Raw genomic sequence first — 25,138 nt, 5'->3', positions numbered from 1 at the left:
GCGGTTGGCCTTTATGAATACCACCACAAAAAACGCCTGCTTTCTAACGAAAGCAGGCGTTTTTTATACCGTTCTATTAGCAACGTTTGTTTATGCTCTTATAGGTTCATCTTTATTTAATAATTAAACCCAGTTCAGCAATTCTTGCATTATCTTCTGTTAAGGTATGCAATGGTACAAACTTAAAATAGTTAGCAGTAACAGGGCTCTTAAACAAAACAGTTTGCAGAATTGGATTAGCTTTGATATTTGAGAACTCCCCTTCGGCAACCTTACTCCATGTTGTACCATCAGTGCTTACATAAAATTCATAGCTATCAACAATACCCTTTGACTGTTTTTGAACGGGTTCATAGGTGAAGCCCGTAACAGTGTAGTTTTTAGGGGTATTGAATACGAGCCCTTCATTTAATTTGATTGGTAACTCGGCAAAGCTGCGGGAGTTATCATCAACAGCTTTAGAGTAGTTTTCGTTTAAAACTTTCCATTGCCCTTTTGACGGGCCGAAATTAACGGTGGTACCTGCACTGCGCAGCTGTTTGTTTTCAAAACTCACCGCTTTAACAACACCTCCATCCGCGAGAGCGAAAGGCTTATTGTATTCGACTGAGGATGCACCCGGTTCACCGCCGTCAATAGTATAAAATATACTGCTTACCGGGGCTTCTGTTGTAATACTTACCATGCCCTGGCGGTCGCGGCTTATAATTGGCGGCGACAGGTGTACTGGTTCTTTAAACAACCCAAAATCGCTTAAAGCGATACATACAGGTGCAAAAATACGGAGCCTTAATTTTGATGCCGTAATATTTTGTGGCAAACGGATTAACCGGTTAGCTCCTATACTGCTTGCCTGCGCTATTTTTTGCCAGCCGCCTTGCTTCCATGTGTCTACAATAATACTATCAATACGTTGCCCCAGTTTAATATTCTCCCTTAAACGGATCACGTTAAAGGTTGTTGGTTTGTGCAAATCTATTGTCAATTGCGGGCTTGTAACTTTGTCATCGGTTGCCCAGTAACTGTAACGGTCTTTATCAAATAACCGGCCGGGACCATATTTTATACTATTTGCGCCTCTTATATTACTTGCCTTAAAACTTGCCCCCTTTGCCAGGTCATTTTCAAACGTTTGCTTCAAAATTTTACCAAATTGCTTCAATATCTCCACATCTTCAGATGCAAGCACCCCGTCTTTATTTGGCGAAAGCCCCAGATCAAGGCTTGCAGCCCTCCCAACGCTTTTATAATAAAGATCCAGCAGCTGATAAGCCGATTTGCTTTGACCATCCTGAGAGCTATGGTAAAACCAGCCCGGCCTAAGCGGCACATCACATTCAGCGGGCATCCAATACTTCCCGTTACGCGTTCCGCTTGTACCCAGCCAATCCTTAACAAAACCATTAGCCGGTTTTTTACCTGCCTCTGGCGCTTCGGGCGAATAGGTTTCCCAGCTGGTTTCGCCGGCATGCCCTTCTTCATTTCCTACCCATCTAACGTCTGGCCCAACATCGCCAAATATGGCTGCACCGGGTTGCATGGCGCGGGTAATAGCCCAGGTTGTATCCCATCCGTAATAAGTTGTACGGTCAATCTTGCGCTGTTCTTTTGCTCCTCCGTAAAATCCGTCGCCCCCGTTAGCGCCGTCATGCCATGACATAAACAGCGGGCCATAATTGGTATAAAGCTCTTTTAATTGTTTCCGGTATGTTTCCACATATTCTGGTTTACCATAGCCGGCATTGTTACGGTCCCAGGGTGAACAGTAAAGCCCTATTTTCATGCCCAGCTGTTTACACGCCAATTCATATTCTTTTATAAGATCGCCTTTCCCATTTTTATAGGGGCTTTGGCTTATGTTGTGAAGTGTGGTTTTGGTTGGCCACAAGCAAAAACCATCATGGTGTTTGGCAACTACTACTATCCCTTTAAAACCGCCCGCCTTGGCAGCGCCTACAATTTGCAGGGCATTGAATTTGGCAGGGTTAAACTGGCTTACAGGTTCGTCTCCATACCCCCATTCTTTATCATCATAAGTGGCCATGCTAAAATGGATAATGGTATACATCTCCGTTTCCTGCCATTTTACTTGCCTGGGTGTAGGTAATACTCCGTAAGGTTTAGGAGCGGTTTGCCCTAAAATGATGGTTGTAAACATCAAAAAAAAGGCTGTGATACTTGCTGCTTTTATCATAATAATTAGTTTGAAAACCATTCACCAGGGATGGGCGCCGGGGCAGATCCATTTAAGCTATATGTTAATTTTAATGTATAACCACCGCCCCCTTCTACAAAATTCAGTTGGAAAGGATGCAGGCCCTTTTTTAATGCGGCCTGTCCGCTTTTTTCTACCGGCGAGTGCATGCCATCATTATCTACCGTTACCTGATCATTGATCTTTAATACTCCGGCATCATCACAATTAAAATAGAAAGTGTAAATGCCATTAACGGGTACATTTATAAAACCATTATAGCGCAGGCCAAAAGAAGGCGCCTTAACTTCATCGGGCACAATAATACCACCAACCTGATATACCTGCTGAGGTTTACCTTCGGGGATACCTGTTGTTCCTTTAAATGATCCCGGATAATAAGCAACAGCCAGGCCCTTATTACTGCTTGCAGCAGATACGGGCTCTGCAAAATTTTGCTGCTTATAACCCATGGTATAAACATCTCCCCTCCGGCCATTTTTTGTAAAAGCTGCAACTTTAATTTCCTGCGGTTTATTAACCACATAATTTGCAAGCACGGCAGATGAGGTATTGGGCAATGAACCATCAGTTGTGTAGCGGATCGTCATATCCGGGAAAGGTTTATTTATCTTTATGGTGTCTGCTTTTACAAATATCCTGGCATCAACAATCCCGTCCAGATCTGGCAGGCGGTAATTTATATTTAAAGCATCAAGCCTTGAATATTGGCCTTCTAACCGTTTGGTATAGTCTTCATAATTATCCTGCCCGTTGGTCCACAAGCGTTCTGCCAAAGCAGTCATCCGGGGCATGTACTGATAGTCGGCCCTGTTTTCAGACGGAATATACTCTGTCCATATCTCAGCCTGTGCCCCTACAATCGCTTTAGCTTCCTGTTCAGTTAAGCCTTTAGGTATAGGATTGAAGTGATAAACATTGAATGCTGAATTTTTATCATACCTGGCGTCAAAATATAAAGGATTACCCGGTGCCATAATTACCTGGTTGCCATTTTTTGCCGCATTAACAGGTGCCGCGGGTACCCACGAGCGCCAGTACATCACCATAGCTGTAGGGCTTATGCCGCCTTCAAGTATCTCATCCCACCCTATTAATTGTCTTCCTTTGGAATTGAAGAACTTTTCCATCCTGTTAATAAAATAACTTTGCAGGCCGGCTAAATCTTTAATTCCCTCTTTTTCCATTAATGCTTTACAAGCTGCAGACTTTCCCCAATCAGAACGGTCTACTTCATCGCCACCTATATGAATGTATTTAGAAGGGAAAATATCCATTACTTCGCTGAATATATTCTCTGCAAATTCAAAGGTACTTTCTTCGCAGGGGCATATGGGCTTGGTAAATAATTCACCCCAACTGCTTTCATCATTACAGGTTAAGAACGGATAGGCATTTATGGCGGCCATCATATGGCCCGGCATATCAATTTCCGGAATAATATCAATATGCCTGTTTGCAGCATACCGAACAAGATCTTTCAACTGCGCCTGTGTATAAAACCCGCCGTATAAGGTAGCCCCATCCTTTTTGATGATATGTGCCGGGTCAATTGCCATATCGGGGTTATCTTTAGCCTGCTTCATACAGGCAGAATCCTGGTTGTTGAATTTACGCCAGGCGCCCTGTTCCGTTAGTTTCGGATACTTCTTAATTTCTATGCGCCACCCCTGGTCATCTGTTAAATGAAGATGCAGTTTGTTCATTTTATAAAGCGCAAGTACATCTATAAATTTTTTGATATAGGTAATAGAGAAAAAGTGCCTGGATACATCCAGGTGCATGCCACGCCAGGAATAAGCCGGCTGATCGGTAATGGTCACAGCTGGAAGTTCAATATGGCTAAAGTGCGTGCCTGATTCTATTGCTGCCGGTAATAATTGCCTGATGGTTTCAACAGCGCGAAACATGCCCGCAGGGCTTTTGGCTGTTAAAACTATGGCTTCAGGAGATATTTTTAAACCATAGCCTTCTGGTGAAACCATAGCACCATCGTACTTAAGCAGAATACTTTTATTTTTATAAACCTTCCCTATTTTTAGTGGTTTACCAAAGCCTTTGATAAAAAGCTGGTTTAATTGCTTTGCTTCATTAATAAACCGCCCGTTCGCAGGAATAATAATTGCTGTGTTTGCAAGTACCCTGAATGAACCGTTCCCTGCTTCCAGGTGCTGAGGGTAAGGAATAATAGAAAACTTTGATGAGTTGGATTGCGCACTGACATCCGCACATAAAACAAATGATAAAAGGAGTATTAAAACAGTAGTATAGCGGTATTTCATTAGCTCTTATAGTTTTTGTTGCTGATCAAGTATCGGATGGTCAATTGTTGTTAGTGCCGTAAAGGGTTTATTGAGGGCCCATTTGCCAGTATTTACCCGGATGGTGTCCGTTCAAAATTACAAATCCCTTACCAAAGCTTAACAATAGTTTCCCCGTTCATACGCTAAGACACAAAAAATAATGAAATTGCTTACAAGGTTTTTAAATTTATATGCCTGCCAATCTTAATGCCGTATACCACAGCGAATAACATAATTTGAGTGTTGATAATAATTTCAATTTGTTTTTTTGATTATATGTTATACTATTGTTAAATTAAAGTTTGTGAATAATTATATAACTTATAATAAAAGCGTTACAGGCGAATGAAAGTGGAAAGAGATAAAATATATGATCTTTGGAACCGCGTTTGTACAACCAGCGATGATAAAGCTTTTGAAGCGCTTTTTTACCTGCTTAACAATAAACTGATCAGGTTTTGTGTGTTATATGTCCATCAACGGGAGATAGCCGAAGAGATAGTATCAGACGCCTTTGTTAAATGCTGGATCAATCGCGCGTCACTTGCAGAGGTACAAAACCCTTCAAGTTATCTATTTGTCGCGGTAAAGAACCTTTCCCTTAACTACGTAAAAAAATTCTCAAGCATACATTTAGTAGAACTCGACCATACTGATAACGTTCAATTGATCAATGTAAACGACCCTCAGAAGGAGCTGGAGAATAAAGAATTGTACTTTAAAATGGATCAGGCCATTGATAGTTTGCCCAGGCAATGCCGTATTGTTTTCCGCCTTATTAAGGAGGATGAAATGAAATATAAAGAGGTGGCCGAGATCCTGAATATTTCGCCACGCACCGTTCAAACTCAATTGTTCCGTGCGGTCAAAAAGCTTGGAGTTGTCCTTTTAGATTATCAAAACCCCGACCTGCAGAACGGCTTCAACCAAAGAAATATCCTATCTGCGATAATTATTATCTGGGCCTTGCAAATATTTTTTTCGGGCTTGTAAGCAATACGCTCTTTTTCGCTGTCATAACAATAACCAATTACCATTATAATGGTCAGCGAAAGATTTTTAGAACTTATTACAAAAGACCTGAGCGGGGAGATCAGTCCTGCTGAACTTGCTGAATTAAAACGTTTTTTAATTCAGGATGAATCGTACACAAAAATTTATAACTCTTACAAAGCTTACTGGAAAAAAGATAACGTAACTATCGCCGATGACACTTTAGCGTTTCAAAAGATCAAAGACCGGATAAACAAGCTGGAAGCTGCAGATCAGCTTCCTTCCGAAGATCGCCCTGCTAAAAACACATTTTTTATGTACTGGAGGCAGATTGCAGCAGGCCTTATACTGCTTGTTTGTGCTTCATTGGCTAAAACATTTTTTGTTCCGGCACCTGATACTGCTATTGTCTGGCAACAAAAACGAACCCCTAAAGGCGTTAAATTAGCTATTACACTTAGTGACGGGACCAAAGTATTTTTAAACTCGAAAAGCCAGATCAAATTCCCTACTGCCTTTAATGGCAAGGTCCGCGAAGTGTTTTTAACGGGCGAAGCTTATTTTGATGTTCACAAAGATCACCGGCACCCTTTCATAATCCATACCGCCAATATGAATGTAAAGGTACTTGGAACCGCCTTTGATGTTAAAGCCTACCCTGAAGATGCAATAAGCGAAACAACGTTGATCCGCGGATCTGTAGAGGTAACAATGGCAGACCGGCCTGCAGACAGGATCATACTAAAACCTAATGAAAAACTGGTTATCAATAACACTTCTTTTAACCCCTTATCAGGCACAGTATCAAAAATAAACCTACCTAAAGATAAACTGCACAATATAAATGCCACCCAGTTTACGCTAACGTCGTTAACCTTTTATAATAAAAAGGACACCTCTTCTATAGAAACCTCATGGGTGGAGAATAAACTGGTGTTTAAAAACAAGCTTTTCACTGAGCTTGCTACGCAGATGGAACGGTGGTATGGCTATAACATTCAATTTAAAAAAGAACAATTAAAACAACTGCGATTTACAGCATCCTTTGAAAAGGAAACCGTTTCGGAAGCTTTAGATGCATTACGCCTGACAGAAGATTTTCGCTATAAAATAGTTGGCGCTACCATTTACATCTATTAAAACCAATGTATAAACTAACTAATAATCAAACTCATAAAAACTAATTAACCAATTGCCTATGGTAAGAAGATAACAAAATAAAAAAAAGGGAACAGTATATAACTGTTCCCCAAAGATGATCTAATTGAATTAGTAAGGCAGGTATCCCTGGTACGGAAAGCACCTGTTCTTATTCACCTTTAATAATTAAAGATATGATTTTTTTGAACCACTCGAAGAGTGTAAAGGCCAGGTATTGGCTATTTAAGTTCCTTGTAATAATGAAATTGACAATTACATTAATTTTGTTCCTTAGCTTCCAGGCTATCGCCAATGTTTATTCCCAAACAAAGGTAACGCTGGACATGCGTGCTGCCGACATAAAAAAAGTTTTTTCCGCTATGGAACAGCAAAGTAATTATCACTTTGTTTATAGCGAAAGGAAAATACCATCCAGTAAAAAAGTAGATATACAGGTTAAAGACACGGAGGTTAAAGACGTACTAAACAATATTTTATCCAATTCCGGTTTTACGTTCAGTGAATTAGCCAACCACCTGATAGTTATTGTTCCGGTTGGTAAAACGGTTAATGTACTTAAGGTTACCGGCCGGGTTGTGGATATTAAAGGCGAGCCGCTTATTGGTGCAACTGTTAAAATAAAAGGCACCACCACCGGGACACAAACAGATGTAAACGGCAATTTCACACTTGAAGCACCTGATAACAGCTTGCTTGAGATAAGTTATATAGGGTATATAACAAAGGAGGAAATAGCAAGTGATAAGCCTTTGGTAATTACACTTACTATAAATGGAACCAGCCTTAACGAAGTTGTTGTTGTAGGTTACGGAACACAGAAAAAAGTAAACCTTACAGGTGCTATTGCTACCGTTGGAAGTGAGAAATTAGACAGCAGGCCGCTGGTAAACTTAGGCGATGGGTTACAGGGGCTAATACCCAACCTTGATGTTAACATGAACAGCGGGCAGCCCGGCACCAAGTCTACCTTTAACGTTCGCGGAATTACAACTTTAGCACCAGGTTCTACTACGCCTACCATTACATCGCCGCTGGTGTTGGTTGATGGTGTGGCACGCGATCCAAACCTGATTGACCCGAATGATGTAGCGAGCGTAACCGTATTGAAAGATGCCTCTTCGGCAGCAATATATGGTAGCAGGGCAGCTAACGGAGTAATCCTTATCACTACCAAAACCGGCAAAAAAGGGCCGCCACGGCTTACTTATTCCGGTTCTTATACCACTTCGCGCCCAACGCAGCTGGTAGATCAGGTAAATTCAGACGATTATATAAAGATGTTTAATTATGCCAACCGGTCTGGATTAGCAAGTGGCGGTTATACAACCAGCCCTTTTACCGAAAAAGATTCACTAATGGCAGCGGCCTACAGGAACGATCCCGCTAATAACCCAACAGGTTACCCTGATCCCGGGAACCCAAAAAAATACCGCTATGTTGGCAATACCGATTGGATGAAAGTTCTTTATCCCGGCTGGGCGCCTCAGCAGCAACATAACCTATCCTTATCGGGTGGTTCTGATAACACCACATACACCGCGAGTATGGGTTATTACAGGCAAAATGGTTTAGAAAAAACAGCCAACCAGGTTTTTGAACGTTATACACCCGCGTTAAAAATAAACTCGGATATCACTAAATGGTTAACTTTAAACCTGAACATGTCAATGACCCATATTGACAATGACCAGCCCGCAAGAACACGTATTAACCAGGGCGGGGCCTGGCTGGAATCTAACCTGCCGCCTGTAATGCCGGTTTTTAACCCGGATGGCCATTACGCCGGGCAGGGTAACTATACAAACCCGGTTGCTGTAAATGATCTTTCGGGCAGGGATAAAGATGACCAAAATGATTTTTGGACAACCGGCAGGATAATTATTAAACCTGTTGACCATTTAACACTGACAGCTGATTATACATGGAATAAGTTTACACAGTTTACCAAGGCAAACCTGATACCGTTTAATGAGTATGGTGTGGATGGAACGCTGTTAGGCCTTTTCCCATGGACTAACCCTTCTCAGGTTTCTGAAAACAGGGCAAACAATACTTACAAAGCTTTAAACACATTTGGTACCTATGAGAACACATTTGCCAAAAAACATTATTTTAAGGCATTAGTAGGTATTAATCAAGAATATCAGCATTATACATTGAGTAACGCGCTCGCAAAAAATCTGATCGACCCTAACTTGCCGGCCATTGGTTCAAACAGTGATAGCAAGCCAACGGTTGGTGGTGTAGAAACAGAATCGGCCCTGATAGGTACGTTTACCCGGTTAAATTATATTTATGATAACCGGTATTTACTTGAGGTGAATGCCCGCTATGACGGTACCTCACGTTTCGAGCCCAACAACAGGTATTCATTCTCCCCTTCGGTATCAGCAGGCTGGAACATTGCCGAAGAGTCATTCATGACAAATGTGAAGGGCACTATCAATCAATTAAAGGTTAGGGCTTCTTACGGCCAGCTGCCAGATCAGCTAACCCCGCCGGGGCTGCCATCATCGGTATCGCAATATCCTTACATTGCCACACAGGCAACAGGTACGGTAAATTATCTGATAAACGGCCAGCCGGGTATAACCGTAGGCACGCCGCTACTGATAAGCCCAACCTTTACATGGTCAAAAGTACAAACCAAAAATTTAGGTGTAGATTTCTCTTTATTTAATGATAAAATAAGCGGAAGCTTTGATTATTTTATAATAAACAACAAAGATATATTAGTTAACAGCTCGCAATTACCTGCTGTTTTAGGTGCGGCTACCCCGCCAAGCAACTCGGCAGATCTTCAATCAAGGGGCTGGGAACTTAGTTTAAATTATAAGAACCAATCGCCTGATAATAAATTGTTTTACAGCGCTACCCTAAGCCTGGCTAATAACTCAAATACCCGCGTAACCCGTTATGGAGGGAACCCAACAAATGCATTGAATGATTACCGTGTGGGCCAGCAACTTGGTGACCAGTATGGTTTTGTGAATACAGGTTACTATAAAACCGATGCCGAAGCTGCTGCGGTTGACAATTCTGCCTTATCTGGTTATAAATGGCTGGCAGGTGATATCAAATATGCCGACCTGAACGGTGATGGCAAAATTGATTATGGTACAGGTACAACGGCAAACCCGGGAGACCAAAAACTGATAGGTAATTCTACACCGCACTATAAGTTTGGCCTTAACCTGAATGTAAGCTACAGCAATTTTGACTTTACCACGTTCTTTCAGGGCGTGCTGCAACACAGGTTTTATCCGAATGAATATGTGTTTTATGCGTTCCGTGATGATGAGTACAGTATTCCTTCCCAGCTTTCAACCGATTACTGGACCCCACAGAATCCAAACGCGTTTTTCCCGAGGGTAAGGTTCGCAGGAGGTGGTAATGAGCAGCCGCAGGATAAATACATGCTTAATGCAGCTTACCTGCGTGTTAAACAGATCACCCTTGGTTATACATTGCCGAAATTACTGATCAGTAAAATTAAAGTTCAAAGGCTTAGGTTTTATGTTACAGGCGCTAACTTATTCACGTTTACGCCTTTAAACAAAAATTATGATCCGGAAGTGGTGGGTTTTAATACTTATCCGCTTAACAAATCAATATCATTTGGTGTACAGGCAACCCTATAAGTAATTGGCCACCAACTAAGTCTGAATGCTTTTAATTTAAAAAGTTAATCTTAACAAAATGAAAAATAAACATATCATATACCTGGTCAGTGCCTTGGTATTGACCATCATATCATGTAAAAAAGAGGGTTTTCTTAACCGCTTGCCGCTGAGCAATATTAGCCCGCAAACGTTTTTTAAGAATGAAACCGACCTGCAGTTATACTGCAACCAGTATTATAGCAACCTTCCGGCCCAAACTTTTTTGCGGGCGGATGATAATTCTGATGACAAGGCAAACCAAACTATTAACCCCTTATTAGCCGGTACATATACCATACCGCCTGCAGCAAGTGCAACGGATATTGCGGGTACCGGGGCTTATAGCGCGGGTACAGCAACCATAAATGGTACCGGAACAAACTATAACTTTAGCCTGATAAGGAGCTGTAACTTTTTTTTAAGTAATTATAATAAAGCAGCCGTTTCTGATGACGTAAAAAACATTTATGTTGGCGAAACACTTTTCTTCCGGGCAAATGACTATTGGAAAAAAGTAAAGGCATTTGGCGATGTCCCTTACATTAACACTTACATTACCGATACAACAAAAACTGTATTATACGGTCCCCGTGTCCCGCATCAGCAAGTGATGGATTCTGTACTTAAAGACCTTAATTTTGCTGTTAAAAGCATCCCGGTAACCCCTGCTCAATCAGGCCGTATTACTAAATACGCCGCTCTTGCGCTTAAAGCGAGAATATGCCTTTGGGAAGGTACTTACAGAAAATATAACGCCAATGCAGGCGACCCGGCCCCTTACTTAAATGCAGCTGTTGAAGCCGCCGAAGAAATTATTAATTCAGGTGCGTTCAGCATTTATACAACAGGGAAGCCACAGTCTGATTATTACAACCTTTTTATACAGGAAGAACTGCAAAGCAACCCCGAAGCTATACTTCCTATGCGGTACCTGGCATCCATCCTAACCAATGATATTACCAGGCAACTGGGGCAAAACGGTGACGGTTACAGCAAAAACTTTGTAAGGTCATTCCTTTGTACCGATGGACTTCCTTACTCTTTAAGCCCTCTATACAAAGGCGATAACACTCCTGATGATGAGGTAACGAACCGCGATCCGCGCTACTCGCAGCAAATTGCTACAAGAGGGTTTGACCTGCTAAACGGAGATATAATTACCTTACCAAGAATCGGCACCACAAATACCTCTACAGGTTATCAGTGTATAAAAGGCCGCTCCAGTAGCCTCGCGGCATGGAACGCCGGCCAGTCTACTTATGATTTTTTTATTTTCAGATATGCAGAAACCTTATTAATAGAGGCTGAGGCAAAGGCAGAATTTGGGCAGTGCACACAAACTGTTTTAGATAACACCATTAATAAATTGCGTGACCGTGTAGGGATGCCCCATATGGTAATTGCAGCGCTGGTAAAAGATCCTAAATCTGATTTCCCTGCTTTACCGGTTTTGCTTGACGAAATTAGAAGAGAAAGAAGGATAGAGTTAGGATCAGAAGGTTTCCGCCTGGACGACCTCAAAAGGTGGCATGCCGGTAACCTGATCAATAACCCGGAAACCATTTTAGGAATGAAACTAACGCCGGCCTTAAAAGCACAATATCCTGCTTCACAGGTAAGTAATATTATTGTAGATGCTAACAATTATATTCGCGTTTACCCTAATATAATAGCCCGTACCTGGACTGATAGGCTTTATCTTTATCCTATTCCTACCCAGGAATTAACATTAAACTCTAACATTAAACAAAATCCGGGCTGGTAAAAAAGCTCAATCCAAAATAATAAATGCCACCCTTTTGGGTGGCATTTATTATAAAATCACGTTTAATCGAGGCTGTATCCCGTACGCGAATTTAATTTTGCTTAACTATTTTACATCACCTTTTTTAAACATCGTTTTTCCTTTTAATACCATTTTCATCCGCTGCCGTTTTAAAGATATATGTTTGGTAGCCGTTTCATTATCGTCAAAGTGCTGTTTGTAACTCGATATTATGTCACGGTAGCTTAATATGCCCACTACTTTTTTATCAGATAATACCGGTAATACTTCCACATCCTGATGTGCCATTAATTCAACCGCGCTTCGCAGGTTGTCAGTTGCTTTTATGGTATCATTATTTTTATTCGATATGCTTTCAACATTCAAATTACTGTCGTAATCACCTGAGTATATATCTGAGAGTTTTAAAGTGCCCCGAAGTTCTGACCGGTCATTAACAACCATAAGATAACTTTCTTTAACCGGGTTGGCTGATAACCATTCCTTTATCCCCTGTATGCTCAGGCCGGCATTTACTTTAATGTTCTTTTTACTCATCACTTGTGATACATTAATTTTTTGAAGCACATCAGGCTCATAAGAATCCGGGGTAACAACTCCCCGCCGTGCTATCTTTTCGGTCATGATGGTATTTTCCATCAGGAAAAAAGAAACGATGTAGGATGCGGTACAAGCCCCTAATAAGGGCAACAAGGCATGTGATTGCATGGTGGCTTCCAACGCGAAGGTTATACTTGTTAAATAGGCCCTTGATGCACCGGCAAACATAGCCGACATACCGATCAATGCCCCCATAGGTATACTGATACCAATATCAGGGAACAGGTTTAATAAAATGGTACTGATAATTGCACCCGCGGCGCCGCCAATGGTTAACAAAGGGGCAAGCGTACCTCCTGATGTGCCACTGCCTAAAGCGATGGCCCACGAGAGGAACTTAAATAAAAATAAACTGCAAACTAAGGCCAAAGGCACCTGGCCGGAAAGCAAACTGGTAATATTATCGTACCCAACCCCCAAAGTATGCGGATAAAAGTATCCTATTAAACCTACTGCCAAACCACCTAATGCGGGCCACCACATCCAATGAATTGGTATTTTTTCAAACCAGTCTTCAATTAGATATACGGCCTTTGTCAAAATCAAAGAAAGAAGGCCGATGAGTATCCCTATAAAACTGTATACTGCTAAAGCCACGTTAGATGGCGTTTCCAGGTTTTGCATCGGGAACACCGGCCCCGCTTCAAAAAGTAAATGATGACCTGCGGCGCCTGTAATGCAAGCCAGCGCTACAGGCAGGATAGCCTTAGGCGAAAATTCAAATAGCAGCAGTTCAATAGCCAGAAAAACAGCTGCGATAGGTGTACCGAATATAGCCGACATACCCGCTGTAGCGCCGGCCGCCAATATAACTTTACGTTCGCTTGAAGTGATCCTTAACAATTGACCAAATGTAGAACCAAGCGCACCGCCGGTAGCAATGATCGGTCCTTCCGCGCCAAAAGGCCCACCGGTACCTATTGCAATAGCCGACGATATGGGCTTTAAAAAAGTAATGGACGGCTTAATTTTGCTTTGGTTAACTAAAATTTGTTCCATTGCTTCGGGTATACCGTGGCCCCTGATCGCTTTGGAACCATATAACGCCATTAAGCCTACTAAAATACCGCCAATAGCAGGTACAATAATTACCCACATACCTAAGTGATTGCCAGCCGGACTATGAAAGTTTAAATCAAATGATCCGTAAAAAGATATATTGGTTACAACGTTGATCAACATCACCAGAAATTTGGCAATAAAGCTTATCGCGATAGCTACTAATATCGCATAAATGGAAATTTTAATTAAACGGCTTTTCTTGAAGTGCACGTACTGAACGTCTTCTTCCAAAGATTTTAAAATGGGCGAGATAGGGATACTCTCAGAATGTTTACTATTAATCATTTTATTGTTTATACAATATTTATTTTTAAATTTACATACAAAAATAAGAGTATTTTATTGCATAAACAATATTAAGTAGGTAACAAGCGGATAACTCAGGGCTTAGGCATAATTTTTGGATGATAACAGAGTGGTGCAACATTCAGAAACCCCGATCCTGTAAATGCAACTGACTTCCGTAACCGAACAATTTTGAGTGATTCTACACCATAACAATTTCAAATAGAAAGGGCAGGTATGGAAATGATTAGTAAACTTCAGACTTGGGGTAACCGGCATCATCCTCTTGCCATTGATTTTGTGAGGATAGCACTCGGGCTGTTCCTGCTTTTGAAAGGTTATGCTTTTTTACGAAACATGGCCTATTTAAAGTGGATATTATCAACGCAGGAATTTGCAAACCTGTCACCAGGGGTCATTTCTTTTATCATGTTTTATGTGATCTTCTTCCACATGACCGGCGGGACCCTGATAATGCTCGGTATCTTAACAAGAGCAGCTGCGTTAATACAGCTGCCTATTATTATAGCCGCTATATTTATGATAAATATTTTTAAATCGCCCCTTAATACAGAGCTTTGGCTTTCTGTTTTAAGCGGGCTATTATTGGTGGTTTTTATTTTGCTTGGCTCGGGGCCGTTATCGCTTGATAATTACTTCGATAAATCTAATTACTTTGATAAATCAAAATAAAACCTGGCAAGCTAACCGGTGTGCTTGTCTTATATTTATTTTTGCAACTTCGTATTAATGAAAGAAACAAGAAACGGGTGTGATATAACTACCTGCTACCTTTGTACACACTGCACAAAAGACTGGAACCCAGCTATTGCCGCACATAAAAAGAATTTTACCATTAACAAGGGGCAGCGGATTTTTAGCGAGGGCGATTCTGTTACCGGCATGTATTTTATTTTTTCGGGTAAGGTAAAAGTGCATAAACGATGGGACGACGATAAAGAGATCATTATTCGGTTTGCGCAATCCGGAGATATTCTCGGTCACCTCGGTTTAGGCAATGAACCGGTTTATCCGGTATCGACCACTGCAATCGAGCCAACTGTAGTTTGCTATATCGACCTGCCTTTTTTTGAATCTTCATTGAATGTAAATGCCAACCTTACCTACTCGCTGATGAAATTCTTTGCAAATGAACTTCAGGAATCAGAAAAAAGAATGCGCAATCTGGTTCACATGCCGGTAAAAGAACGAATTGCATTGGCCTTACTTACTTTAAAAAAGCAGTTTGGCGCAACTGAAGGCGGCTGGTTAAATATTGAGCTAACCCGGCAAGACTTATCTTCTTTCGCCGCTGTTTCTTATGAAACCCTATTTAAGGTAACTAATGATTTTATCCAAAATAACTGGATAGAGGTTAATGGCAAAAGCGTCAGGATTATCAATGAGGAAATTTTAACGGAAGTGATTCGCAATGCGAATTTTAAATAACTTGTCAGAAATTATTACCGCCTCTTCTGCTGTGGCGTGGGTTTGTTCCCGGTAGCCACCACAGATATCAAGAAGGCCATTTTCTTGCGAAAATGGCCTTCTTATTAAAAAACTATCAAAAACAAAATACCCGTCATTTCATTATGGCGCTATGACCGGGGTTGGCTTTACACTTAGTTTTACATTCACCTGAAGCTTTACAGGTTTTACTGCAATAGTCCAGGCAGTTTGGTTTGCCGCACCCCTGCGCACATTTAGAGCAGGTTATTTTTTGATTACAACAAGGTGTATTGGCATAAATAGTAGATATAACAGATAACAGCATCACCATGGTGATGAAAAGAAATTTTTTCATGATCTTGAATTAAAGATTAATAATTAAATGATTTGATAAGGTCAAAAAATACTGACCGTTAAATGGGTTTAATTATCAAGCTTTTGGAGGGTTCCAATCATTATCCTGATAATCTGATAGCTCACCTGCAATAAAATGAGGGGCTACTTGATTATCCAGATCAATAATTGCCGGTGAAACGTAAACAGGTGGAGTTATGATAAACCCACATGTTCCACAAAACAGCATAGCAGTACAAGTACCTTTCGCGCAATTATTATCAGCGCTGTGCTTTGGCTGTTCGGGGTTATTTTTATGCGTATTTTTTATACAGCAGGCAGCTGTCTCATGATGGATGTTTGTTACACTCAAAACCGAGCATAACAGTAACATATTTAATAAGAGTAAAACAGCTACATATTTCATGTGTTATTAAAACGTCTATTATTTATAGATATTTCAGCACCTTTTGTATATTTAATCAGCCGTTAAAAAACTAAACAATTTAGATCATTGTACTCGTATGAGTTCGCCTCAACAGATTATTGAGCACCTGCTGCAAGATACCGGGGTTAAGATCAATGGTCCCGATCCCTGGGATATGCAAATACATGATGAAAGATCATACAACCGTATTCTTGGCGGGGGATCTTTAGGATTAGGTGAAGCCTTTGTAGATGGCTGGTGGGACTGCCGCGCCCTTGATGAATTTTTTTTTAAAGTTTTGGGAAAGCAGCTGGATAAGCGGCTGCCATTTAATTTGAATGCCTTTTTTCAGGTTTTAAAAGCCCGGCTGTTTAATCAGCAAACCCGCTCAAGATCAAAAACCGTGGCGCTTCGGCATTATGATATTGGTAATGAGTTTTACGGGCATATGCTTGATAAACGGATGATGTATTCCTGTGCTTACTGGGCGAACGCCAAAAACCTGGATGAGGCGCAAGAACATAAACTGGACCTCATCTGCCGTAAGCTCCAACTGGAAAAAGGTATGCGCCTGCTGGATATTGGCTGCGGTTGGGGCGGGCTTGCGCAATATGCCGCAGAAAAATATCAGGTATCGGTAGTTGGTATAACACTTTCTGAACAGCAAGCCATTATTGCCCGCCAAACAACCGCGGGGCTGCCCGTCGAGATCAGGCTGCAGGATTACCGCGACCTGCATGAAAAGTTTGACCGGATAGTTTCTGTAGGCATGTTTGAGCATGTAGGCTACAAAAATTACGGCATATTTATGAAAGCGGCATTTGAAAACATGGCAGCCGATGGTATTTTTTTACTGCATACAATTGGCGGGAACCAATCAGTGAAAAATACTGATCCCTGGATTGATAAATATATATTTCCTAATAGTATGCTGCCCTCTGCAGAACAAATTGTAAAAGCGTTCAATGGCCTTTTCATACTGGAAGACTGGCATAACTTCGGTTTATATTATGATCGTACCTGTATGGAATGGCTTAATACTTTTAAGCGCAGCTGGCCGGCATTAAGCAACAGGTATGATGATGCCTTTTACCGGATGTGGACCTATTATTTGAATATGTGCGCCGCCTCCTTCCGGGTTAGAAAGAACCAGCTCTGGCAAATTGTCTTAACCAAACGCGAACGGCTAAACGGGTATCAATCCATCCGTTAAATAAAATTCTGATAGCCTTCCATAAACAACATACTCATCATCAGCAATTTAACAGATATCTGCCTATTAAATTGCAATAATATCTACCTTTCCCTCTGTTCGCAATATCACAGAGATCCGGAATAATTTAAATTGAAAACAATATTTTAAGAGATACTTGCAAATAAAATAAATCTCTTTACATTTGTAATGTCTACTAAATAGATAGATTTAATAGTATTAATAATAACATGAACACACTATTACAAAGCAACATTCCTTTAAGCAGGCAAACCAGATCCGCGTTTGCTCAATCTTTCCTATCCACTAACAGTTTATCGGCTGCTCCCGCACCTTGCTGTATGTGTAGCTGTTGTTAAATCTGTTCTATCAAACCTGATAGCAGTAACCCTCTGATCTCATTTATTCGCCGCTTTTAGCTTGCTGTCTTTTACAGCAGGGGCGGCATCATTTTCAATTTAAAAAAATCAAGTAATGAAACAGTTCTACAAAAGAACTGTGTATTCGCTCATCTGTGTTTTGCTGATACAGGTAGCCTATGCACAACAATCAGGTAGCCAGGCTACTATAAAATCTAAATTAACAGGCGTTGTTTTAGATGCCACAAGTAAGCAGCCATTACCGGGTGCTATAATAAAAATAAAAGGGACCACCCACGCGGTTTCTGCAGATGTTGATGGAAAATTCAGTTTTGTTACCGGCCAAAGCTTTCCTTACACACTTGTTGTTAGCTATATTGGATACGTGCAGCAAGAGGTGGCTGTAAACGGAAGCCCGGTTGAGGTACTGCTAAAGGAAAATATAAACCAACTGAATGACGTGGTAATTACGGGCTATACCACACAGGAGCGCAAATATGTGGCGGGCTCTATCAGCAGTGTAAGCGGCGATGCGATCAAAGACCAGCCGGCTGCCGGCTTTAACCAGCTTTTACAGGGTAAAGCAACCGGTGTACAGGTGCTGGCCAGTTCCGGCGTACCTGGTGGCGGCATTACATTCAGGGTGAGGGGAAACAACTCTATTAATGCCTCGGTTGATCCGTTGTACATTATTGACGGGGTATTTGTAAGCAATGCCGACCCTATCCAAACCGGGCTGGGGAACCAACAAGGCTCCAACCCGCTTGCAGACCTTAACCCAAATGATATAGAAAGCATCCAGATCTTAAAAGATGCGAATTCTACGGCCATATACGGTTCATTGGGTGCAAATGGCGTAGTCATTGTTACTACAAAAAGAGGCAAGCGTAATACTAATGCCCGTATAAACTTAAGTACATATCAGGGCTGGTCTACCGCTATAAACAAGTACAAGGTTGCAACAGGGCCCGAAACCGCGTTACTGACCAACGAATCGCGCGTTAACACGGCAGTAGATAATGGGCAACCGGCGTCGGGTGTTATACTGCCATTTCCAGACCCTGCCAGTCAGCCTACTTATGACCGCATCGGCGGCTTATTCCGTACTGCACGCACGCAAGATTATGAACTGTCTACACAGGGTGGTACAGATAAAAGCACCTATTATATTGGTTTGGGTTACCTCAATCAGGAGTCGGTAGTTAAACCCTCAGGTTACACCCGCTATACTGCAAGGATCAATTATGACAGCTATTTAACCAATAAACTGAAGGTTGGTACCAGTATAAACCTCAGCCGTTCAAAACGGAACTTAAGCGGTAGTGACAATAATCCGCAAGGCGTTATTAATTCCGCGCTGTTCCCACGTTCTTACCTGCCTATATTTAATGCTGATGGCACCTACGCGCGTTATGGCAGTTTTGATAACCATTTGGCTTTAATCAATAATTTGGATAATGATGCGGTAGGCTGGCGTACCATTGGCAACCTGTTTGGCGAATATTCCATCATTCCGGGGCTAAAACTAAGAAGCAGCTGGAGCATAGATAACGGCAGTGAGTATGAAAACAACTATTCAAATACGCTGATAAGCGCCGGGATAGCTTCTAACGGTTCTGCTGCCTCTTATGAGAATAAGAACCTGGTGCTCACTAATGAACAGGTATTGAATTACATTAAAACCTTTGGCCATAATAACAAACATAATTTAAATGCCTTAATAGGTAATACCATTAATACTGTACTAAGCCAAAATACAACAGCTACCGGGACAGGTTTTGCTGCCAATAGCTTAAAATCAGTTGCGGTGGCTGCAACCCGCTCCGGGTCATCTTCACGGGCCGAGTCAAAGCTATTGTCCTTTTTTAGTAAGGTAAGTTATACCTATGATGATAAGTATACTATTGACGGAAGTATCCGGGCAGATGGTTCATCTAAATTTGGCGTAAATAAACAATGGGGCTACTTCCCTTCGGGCGGTGTAGCCTGGCGCGCAGGGCAGGAAGATTTCATAAAAAACCTGAACATTTTCGACGAATTAAAATTCCGCGCCAGCATAGGCCTGTCAGGTAACCAAAATGGTATTGGTTCTTACGCGGCGCAGGGCTTATGGGCCTCGGGTGCCAACTACCTGGAACTGCCCGGAACGTCACCTTCGCAATTAGCCAACCCCGACCTTACCTGGGAAACCACCCGGCAGATAGATTTTGGAGCTGAATTTGGCTTCCTGAAAAACAGGTTAAACATTGTTGTAGATTATTACAACAAGTACACGTATGATCTGCTGCTTAATGTGCCGGTACCCTATCGCTCCGGGTTTGCTTCGTACCTGCAAAACTATGGCTCGGTACGCAATAAGGGTGTGGAGCTGGCTATCAACTCAACTAATATAAAAACCAAAGACTTTACATGGGTCACCAACTTCAATATTTCTTACAATAATAACCGGATAGAAAAACTGGCGTCAGATATCAGTTTAGGAGCATCCGGCCGAAATATCTCTATCCTGAGGCAGGGCTATCCGGTTAACTCTTTTCAGTTATATAAGCAGCTTTACGTTGACCCCCAAACCGGAAACGCCGTTTATGAAGATGTAAACAAGGATGGCCAGATCACCTCGGCCGACAGGCAGATAGTAGGAAACGCCTTACCAAAGTATACAGGTGGCTTCACAAACAACATTACCTATAAAAACTTTGACCTGAACTTCTTTTTTTACTTTCAACAGGGTAATAAGATCATGAACATGAACGACTTTTTTATGGTTCATGGCGGCAATCAGGCAAACATTGGTTTCCTGCCCCGCCAGCTTGATCGCTGGCAAAAGCCCGGAGATGTTACGGATATCCCGCGTTTAACAACCTATAGCGCCAACCCAACGCAAAATGGCGGACCGGCAAATAATTACGGTGGCAATGTGGCCAATTTAAGTTCCCGTTACCTGGAAGACGGATCATTTATCAGATTAAAGACCTTAACGTTTGGCTACAACCTGCCGCAAAGCGTGGTGCAAAAGATCGGGCTTAGCAAGCTAAGGATATATGCCCAGGGAACCAACCTGCTCACCTTTACCAGGTATAACGGCCTCGACCCGGAGGTTAGCTCTCAAAGCAGCAATCAAAATACTGCCGGGTATGACTGGGCAACGGTTCCGCAGCCAAAAACATTTCAGATAGGCGCTAACGTAACTTTTTAATTAAAATCATGAAACCATCATACATAAAAAACATATTTATACTTGCAGTTTTGCTTACCGCAACATCCTGCAAAAAGTATCTGGAAGAAATTCCAAACAATGCCTTACCTACCGAAAGCGCTATTACCGATGCCAATACCGCACGGGCCGCTATCATTGGTGCATATGACAGGGTACAAGGCTATTATGCGTCAAGCTATCCAACACTGGGTACCATTACCACAGATAATGTAATTTTTAACGGAACCCTGAGTGAATACCTGCAATTAGACCAAAACGCGGTACCTACGGATAACGTTATTACGGTTGCTGCCTACCAGGGCATTTACCGGGCCATTAATTCTGCCAATAGTGTTATCACTTATGTACCCACCGTAACCGATCCCTTGCTTACCTCCGCCGAAAAAGACAAAATATTAGGAGAAGCTTATTTTATAAGGGCCCTGGGTTATTTTGACCTGGCCAGGGGTTGGGGGGGTGTGCAGTTGCAGCTACAGCCAACAACAGACCTAACTGTTTTAAAAGGTATTAAGCGAAGCACCCTTGACCAAACCTATGACCAGGTGCTGGCCGATCTGATAAAGGCCGAACAATTGCTTCCGGAAGATGCCGGCACACGAAACCGCGCCCAAAAAAGTGCGGCGAGGGCCCTGCGGGCAAGGCTGTACCTGTACCGCAAACAATGGGCCGATGCAGAAGCATATGCCACTTTGGTAATTAACAGCACCAAGTACACGTTGGTAAAGCCTTATAAGACTTTTTTTACCGCGCCATTCCAAACGGCGGAGTCTGTGCTGGAGCTTGCTTATTCTGTTAATGACCGTAACACCTACTGGAACCTTTGGTACCCCAGTTCTGCAGGAGGGCAATATACCTTAAAGCCATCTGACGCTTTGGTAGCCAGGCTCAACAATCCGGCAATTGGCGGTACACGTAACTCACTTATTGCGGGGAGCGGCAGCTCTGTTTATGGGGTGTTGTATAATACAACCGCTACCGGAACAGACCCATCCTACCTGATCAGGATAGCGGAGCTTTACCTGATACGTGCCGAAGCAAGGGCGCAGCAAAACAAATTAACACAAGCAGGTGCGGATTTGAATGCGGTTAGGACGAGGGCCGATACCCCGCCGGTTACTGCTACCACACAGGCCCAGCTATTACAGGCAATAGAAGATGAGAACGGTGTAGAATTTGCCTTTGAAGCACACCGCTGGTTTGACCTGGTCAGGACCGAAAGAGCAGGCGTGGTACTCGGTTTAACTAACCGGAATTACTGGCTGTTCCCTATTCCGTATTCCGACATCCTTTCAGACCCTGATGTAACCCAAAACCCCGGCTATTAATTAAACCTTAAACATCAATATTTAAAAATGAAAAACAAACACTTCTTTGCAGGATGGCTTCTGGCCATTTTGTTCCTCACCATACAGGATGTATCCGCCCAAAATAATTATTACTTCCCTAAGGCAGGGGCTTTAAACAGTAAGATCCCCACACCTGAGCAATTTTTGGGCTATCCCATAGGTTCTTACTTTACACGGGTAGAACAGGTTTATGCCTATTTCAGGGAACTGGCACGTGTAAGCGACCGGGTGCATGTGCAAACAATTGGCAAAACCTATGAACAACGCGAACAGGTCATTGTTACTATTACCTCTCCTGCTAATTATAACAGGTTAGAACAGATCAGGCAGGAACATCTTAACCAGATAGACCCGGCAAAACCAGTGCTGAGCGCTAATGCGCCTATCATTATTAATTTGGGCTATGGCGTACATGGTAACGAAACGTCAAGTACCGAAGTGAGCCTGCTTACGGGTTATTATCTTGCTGCCAGCCAGGATGCCGAAACGCAGAAATGGCTGAACGAGTCGGTTATTTTTATTGACCCTTGCCTTAATCCTGATGGCAGGGACCGCGCGGCTAACTGGCATAATGCTTACCATTCTTTTCCGCCGGTGGCCGATCCGATAGATAAAGAACATGTGGAAGGATGGCCGGCAGGGCGCACCAATCATTATTTTACCGACCTAAACCGCGACTGGCTTAACCTGGTACAGGTAGAAAGCCGTAACCGTATTGAGTTCTTTCATCAATGGTACCCTAACGTACAAATTGATTTTCATGAACAGGGCACCAGCGCCACTTATTATTTTGAGCCTACCCCTAAACGCCATGAAAGCCCGATAGTGCCACAGTTTCTTTATGATTATCAAACCATACTGGCCAAATACCACGCAAAGGCATTGGATGACATTGGGTCATTTTATTTCACAAAGGAGAATTATGATAACCTGTCGCCCATATACGGTTCAACCTATCCAAAGTTCTTTGGTTCTGTGGCGGCAACTTTTGAGCAGGCCAGCTCACGCGGTATCGTGCAGGAATCTACAAACGGCCTGGTTACTTTTCCATTCACCATCCGTAACCATTTAGCTACCAGCTTTTCAACCATCAGAGGCGCCGTAGCAGAAAAAACGGGTTTGTTTAAAGTCCAAAAAGACTTCTTTAAATATGCGCTGGATGAAGGCCAGAAAAACCCGGCGAAATCCTATGTTTTCGGCGATAGCAAAGACATTAACCTTACCCAAAAATTCCTGGGCTTATTGTTACAGCACCGCATAAAAGTTTATGAGTTGAGTAATAACTTTAGTCAGCAGGGAAACACCTTTGAAAAAGGAAAGGCATATGTAGTACCATCGGCACAACCTAACTTCCTGCTGGTACATTCCCTGTTTGAGGAAAACATTCTTAAAGACAGCATTTACTACGATAATACAGGCTGGAGCATTATTCACGCTTACGGCTTAAAGTATGCGAAAGTTAATGCCACTGTGGCAAAGGCGGCAGAAGTGACTAAAGTAAATCTTTTAAAAGGCGAAGTTGAAGGCGGCCGGTCTGCCTACGCTTATTTACTAAACTATAGTGATTATAATGCAAGCAAGGCATTATATCAGTTACAGCTTAAAAATGTACTGGTTAAAACCGCGTTTAAATCTTTTACTGTTAATACATCTTCAGGTAAAAGGGCGTACGGCCCGGGGTCATTAGTGATACCGGTTGTTGCGCAAAGCATCTCTGCCGATTCTTTATACAAAGCAGTACAGGAAGTAGCAGCAGGCACACATATCAATATCCTATCAGTTAATGGTGGCTTTAGTGCTGAAGGGATTGATTTAGGCAGCAATAATATTAAAGCCGTGCGCAAGCCCGAGGTAGCACTGGCGTTTGGGCAGGGTGTAACCGCCTCAGAGGCTGGCCAGGTTTGGTTTCAGCTTAACCAGCAACTTGATTTGCCGGTAACTAAAATTGATTTGAGCAACTTTGCAAGGGCATCACTTAGCAGGTATAATACGCTTGTTTTGCCGGGTGGCAATTACAGCACCTGGGATAACGCCGTTATAGAAAAGATAAAAGCCTGGATCAATGATGGTGGAACCCTGATCACTTTTCAAACAGCTACTGCCTGGGCGATACAAAAAGGGCTTGTTAAAGAAAAATTAGTTGAAGCTGATTTTGCCAACCGGGGCGGCCGGAATGAAACGCCGCCGCCTGCACAACAAGGTAACACCGTTAAAGCTGATGCAACTGAACAAACAGCTGTAACAAACCGCCAAAATAATAACGCGGCAGTTAAAGACACAACCGTTGCATCAAAGAAGAATTTGCAGGGCAGACTGGATTATGCCCGGCAGGAAGATGTAGAAGGTTCCAGGCGTATCAATGGGGCTATTTTCCAGGCAGATCTTGACATTACAAACCCTATCGCGTTTGGCATAACAAACCGAAAGCTATATATTAATAAGAACGGCCCAACTATTTTGTTGCCCAGCAGCAACAAGTATGCAACTGTAGCGCAGTATATAGCCAGGCCTTTTGTAAACGGGTATTCATCAAAAACAAACATTTTAAAAGTAGCTAATTCGGCTGCAATAATTGCAGTGAGCAGCGGTAACGGCGAAGTAGTATTATTTGCTGATGACCCTACTTACCGCGGCTATTGGCTGGGTACAAACAGGTTATTTTTAAACGCTATATTTTTTGCCAATCTGCTTGGCGGCAGCGGCGGTTTTGGCGAGTTATAATAAAAA

The 25,138-nt window shown here is 42.3% G+C and carries 16 protein-coding genes; 10 read left to right on the top strand and 6 right to left on the bottom strand.

The genetic code is table 11. From position 1 onward, the window contains the following. Positions 1–112 precede the first annotated feature (112 nt). The 3 genes from WC743_RS19525 to WC743_RS19515 form a co-directional block, all read right to left on the bottom strand. Complete coding sequence (locus WC743_RS19525; protein ID WP_373014708.1) at positions 113–2,194, bottom strand: alpha-L-fucosidase; 2,082 nt, start codon at positions 2,192–2,194, stop codon at positions 113–115. A 5-nt stretch (positions 2,195–2,199) separates the two neighbouring features. Then, entirely contained in the window at positions 2,200–4,497 is a 2,298-nt protein-coding gene (locus WC743_RS19520; RefSeq protein ID WP_373014706.1) for a family 20 glycosylhydrolase, read from the bottom strand. A 67-nt stretch (positions 4,498–4,564) separates the two neighbouring features. Next, positions 4,565–4,642, bottom strand: coding sequence for a hypothetical protein (locus WC743_RS19515; RefSeq protein ID WP_373014799.1), 78 nt, complete (start codon positions 4,640–4,642; stop codon positions 4,565–4,567). Between the two features lie 221 nt (positions 4,643–4,863). Between WC743_RS19515 and WC743_RS19510 the strand changes: the two genes are divergently transcribed. The 4 genes from WC743_RS19510 (at position 4,864) to WC743_RS19495 (ending at position 12,099) form a co-directional block, all read left to right on the top strand. Further along, positions 4,864–5,511, top strand: a complete 648-nt coding sequence (locus WC743_RS19510) for an RNA polymerase sigma-70 factor (RefSeq protein WP_373014705.1) — start codon at positions 4,864–4,866, stop codon at positions 5,509–5,511. 48 nt (positions 5,512–5,559) lie between these two features. After that, complete coding sequence (locus WC743_RS19505; RefSeq protein WP_373014703.1) at positions 5,560–6,651, top strand: FecR family protein; 1,092 nt, start codon at positions 5,560–5,562, stop codon at positions 6,649–6,651. A 260-nt stretch (positions 6,652–6,911) separates the two neighbouring features. Beyond that, positions 6,912–10,313, top strand: coding sequence for a TonB-dependent receptor (locus WC743_RS19500; RefSeq protein WP_373014701.1), 3,402 nt, complete (start codon positions 6,912–6,914; stop codon positions 10,311–10,313). A gap of 58 nt (positions 10,314–10,371) precedes the next feature. Continuing rightward, positions 10,372–12,099 carry a RagB/SusD family nutrient uptake outer membrane protein gene (locus tag WC743_RS19495; protein ID WP_373014699.1) on the top strand — a complete coding sequence of 576 codons (1,728 nt, stop codon included), beginning with the start codon at positions 10,372–10,374 and terminating at the stop codon, positions 12,097–12,099. Positions 12,100–12,204: 105 nt separating this feature from the next. Here the strand turns inward: WC743_RS19495 and WC743_RS19490 are convergent, their stop codons facing one another. Beyond that, entirely contained in the window at positions 12,205–14,067 is a 1,863-nt protein-coding gene (locus WC743_RS19490) for a chloride channel protein (RefSeq protein ID WP_373014697.1), read from the bottom strand. A 243-nt stretch (positions 14,068–14,310) separates the two neighbouring features. On the opposite strand from WC743_RS19490, the gene WC743_RS19485 reads away from it, so the two are divergent. Together WC743_RS19485 and WC743_RS19480 are read left to right on the top strand one after the other, a co-directional pair. After that, positions 14,311–14,760, top strand: coding sequence for a DoxX family protein (locus WC743_RS19485; RefSeq protein WP_373014695.1), 450 nt, complete (start codon positions 14,311–14,313; stop codon positions 14,758–14,760). Between the two features lie 57 nt (positions 14,761–14,817). Next, the gene (locus WC743_RS19480) at positions 14,818–15,516 is read left to right on the top strand and encodes a Crp/Fnr family transcriptional regulator (protein ID WP_373014693.1); all 699 of its coding nucleotides are present in this window, start codon (positions 14,818–14,820) and stop codon (positions 15,514–15,516) included. A 133-nt stretch (positions 15,517–15,649) separates the two neighbouring features. On the opposite strand, the gene WC743_RS19475 is transcribed toward WC743_RS19480, so the two are convergent. Together WC743_RS19475 and WC743_RS19470 are read right to left on the bottom strand one after the other, a co-directional pair. Then, positions 15,650–15,871, bottom strand: coding sequence for a hypothetical protein (locus tag WC743_RS19475; protein WP_373014691.1), 222 nt, complete (start codon positions 15,869–15,871; stop codon positions 15,650–15,652). Between the two features lie 75 nt (positions 15,872–15,946). Next, positions 15,947–16,276, bottom strand: coding sequence for a hypothetical protein (locus tag WC743_RS19470; RefSeq protein ID WP_373014689.1), 330 nt, complete (start codon positions 16,274–16,276; stop codon positions 15,947–15,949). Between the two features lie 97 nt (positions 16,277–16,373). Here WC743_RS19470 and cfa point away from each other — a divergent pair, with 97 nt between their 5' ends. The 4 genes from cfa to WC743_RS19450 all read left to right on the top strand — a co-directional run bounded on the left by cfa (position 16,374) and on the right by WC743_RS19450 (position 25,132). Further along, positions 16,374–17,489: a cyclopropane fatty acyl phospholipid synthase gene (cfa, locus tag WC743_RS19465; protein ID WP_373014687.1), complete on the top strand. Its 1,116-nt coding sequence runs from the start codon at positions 16,374–16,376 to the stop codon at positions 17,487–17,489. Positions 17,490–17,963: 474 nt separating this feature from the next. Further along, positions 17,964–21,044: a SusC/RagA family TonB-linked outer membrane protein gene (locus WC743_RS19460; RefSeq protein ID WP_373014685.1), complete on the top strand. Its 3,081-nt coding sequence runs from the start codon at positions 17,964–17,966 to the stop codon at positions 21,042–21,044. 8 nt (positions 21,045–21,052) lie between these two features. Then, positions 21,053–22,390, top strand: coding sequence for a RagB/SusD family nutrient uptake outer membrane protein (locus tag WC743_RS19455; protein WP_373014683.1), 1,338 nt, complete (start codon positions 21,053–21,055; stop codon positions 22,388–22,390). A gap of 27 nt (positions 22,391–22,417) precedes the next feature. Then, the gene (locus tag WC743_RS19450; RefSeq protein ID WP_373014681.1) at positions 22,418–25,132 is read left to right on the top strand and encodes a M14 family zinc carboxypeptidase; all 2,715 of its coding nucleotides are present in this window, start codon (positions 22,418–22,420) and stop codon (positions 25,130–25,132) included. The last annotated feature ends 6 nt before the right edge of the window (positions 25,133–25,138 follow it).

This window comes from Mucilaginibacter sp. (assembly GCF_041660805.1).
Lineage (GTDB): Bacteria > Bacteroidota > Bacteroidia > Sphingobacteriales > Sphingobacteriaceae > Mucilaginibacter.
Note: the sequence above shows the minus strand (reverse complement) of the source record. Positions and strands in the feature narration are given on the sequence as shown.

Coding starts and splice junctions, on each gene's coding strand:
- WC743_RS19450 (WP_373014681.1), top strand. CDS start 22,418: ATGAAAAACAAACACTTCTTTGCAGGATGGCTTCTGGCCATTTTGTTC.
- WC743_RS19495 (WP_373014699.1), top strand. CDS start 10,372: ATGAAAAATAAACATATCATATACCTGGTCAGTGCCTTGGTATTGACC.
- cfa (WP_373014687.1), top strand. CDS start 16,374: ATGAGTTCGCCTCAACAGATTATTGAGCACCTGCTGCAAGATACCGGG.
- WC743_RS19455 (WP_373014683.1), top strand. CDS start 21,053: ATGAAACCATCATACATAAAAAACATATTTATACTTGCAGTTTTGCTT.
- WC743_RS19460 (WP_373014685.1), top strand. CDS start 17,964: ATGAAACAGTTCTACAAAAGAACTGTGTATTCGCTCATCTGTGTTTTG.
- WC743_RS19525 (WP_373014708.1), bottom strand. CDS start 2,194: ATGATAAAAGCAGCAAGTATCACAGCCTTTTTTTTGATGTTTACAACC.
- WC743_RS19510 (WP_373014705.1), top strand. CDS start 4,864: ATGAAAGTGGAAAGAGATAAAATATATGATCTTTGGAACCGCGTTTGT.
- WC743_RS19505 (WP_373014703.1), top strand. CDS start 5,560: ATGGTCAGCGAAAGATTTTTAGAACTTATTACAAAAGACCTGAGCGGG.
- WC743_RS19500 (WP_373014701.1), top strand. CDS start 6,912: ATGAAATTGACAATTACATTAATTTTGTTCCTTAGCTTCCAGGCTATC.
- WC743_RS19475 (WP_373014691.1), bottom strand. CDS start 15,871: ATGAAAAAATTTCTTTTCATCACCATGGTGATGCTGTTATCTGTTATA.
- WC743_RS19485 (WP_373014695.1), top strand. CDS start 14,311: ATGATTAGTAAACTTCAGACTTGGGGTAACCGGCATCATCCTCTTGCC.
- WC743_RS19480 (WP_373014693.1), top strand. CDS start 14,818: ATGAAAGAAACAAGAAACGGGTGTGATATAACTACCTGCTACCTTTGT.
- WC743_RS19490 (WP_373014697.1), bottom strand. CDS start 14,067: ATGATTAATAGTAAACATTCTGAGAGTATCCCTATCTCGCCCATTTTA.
- WC743_RS19520 (WP_373014706.1), bottom strand. CDS start 4,497: ATGAAATACCGCTATACTACTGTTTTAATACTCCTTTTATCATTTGTT.
- WC743_RS19470 (WP_373014689.1), bottom strand. CDS start 16,276: ATGAAATATGTAGCTGTTTTACTCTTATTAAATATGTTACTGTTATGC.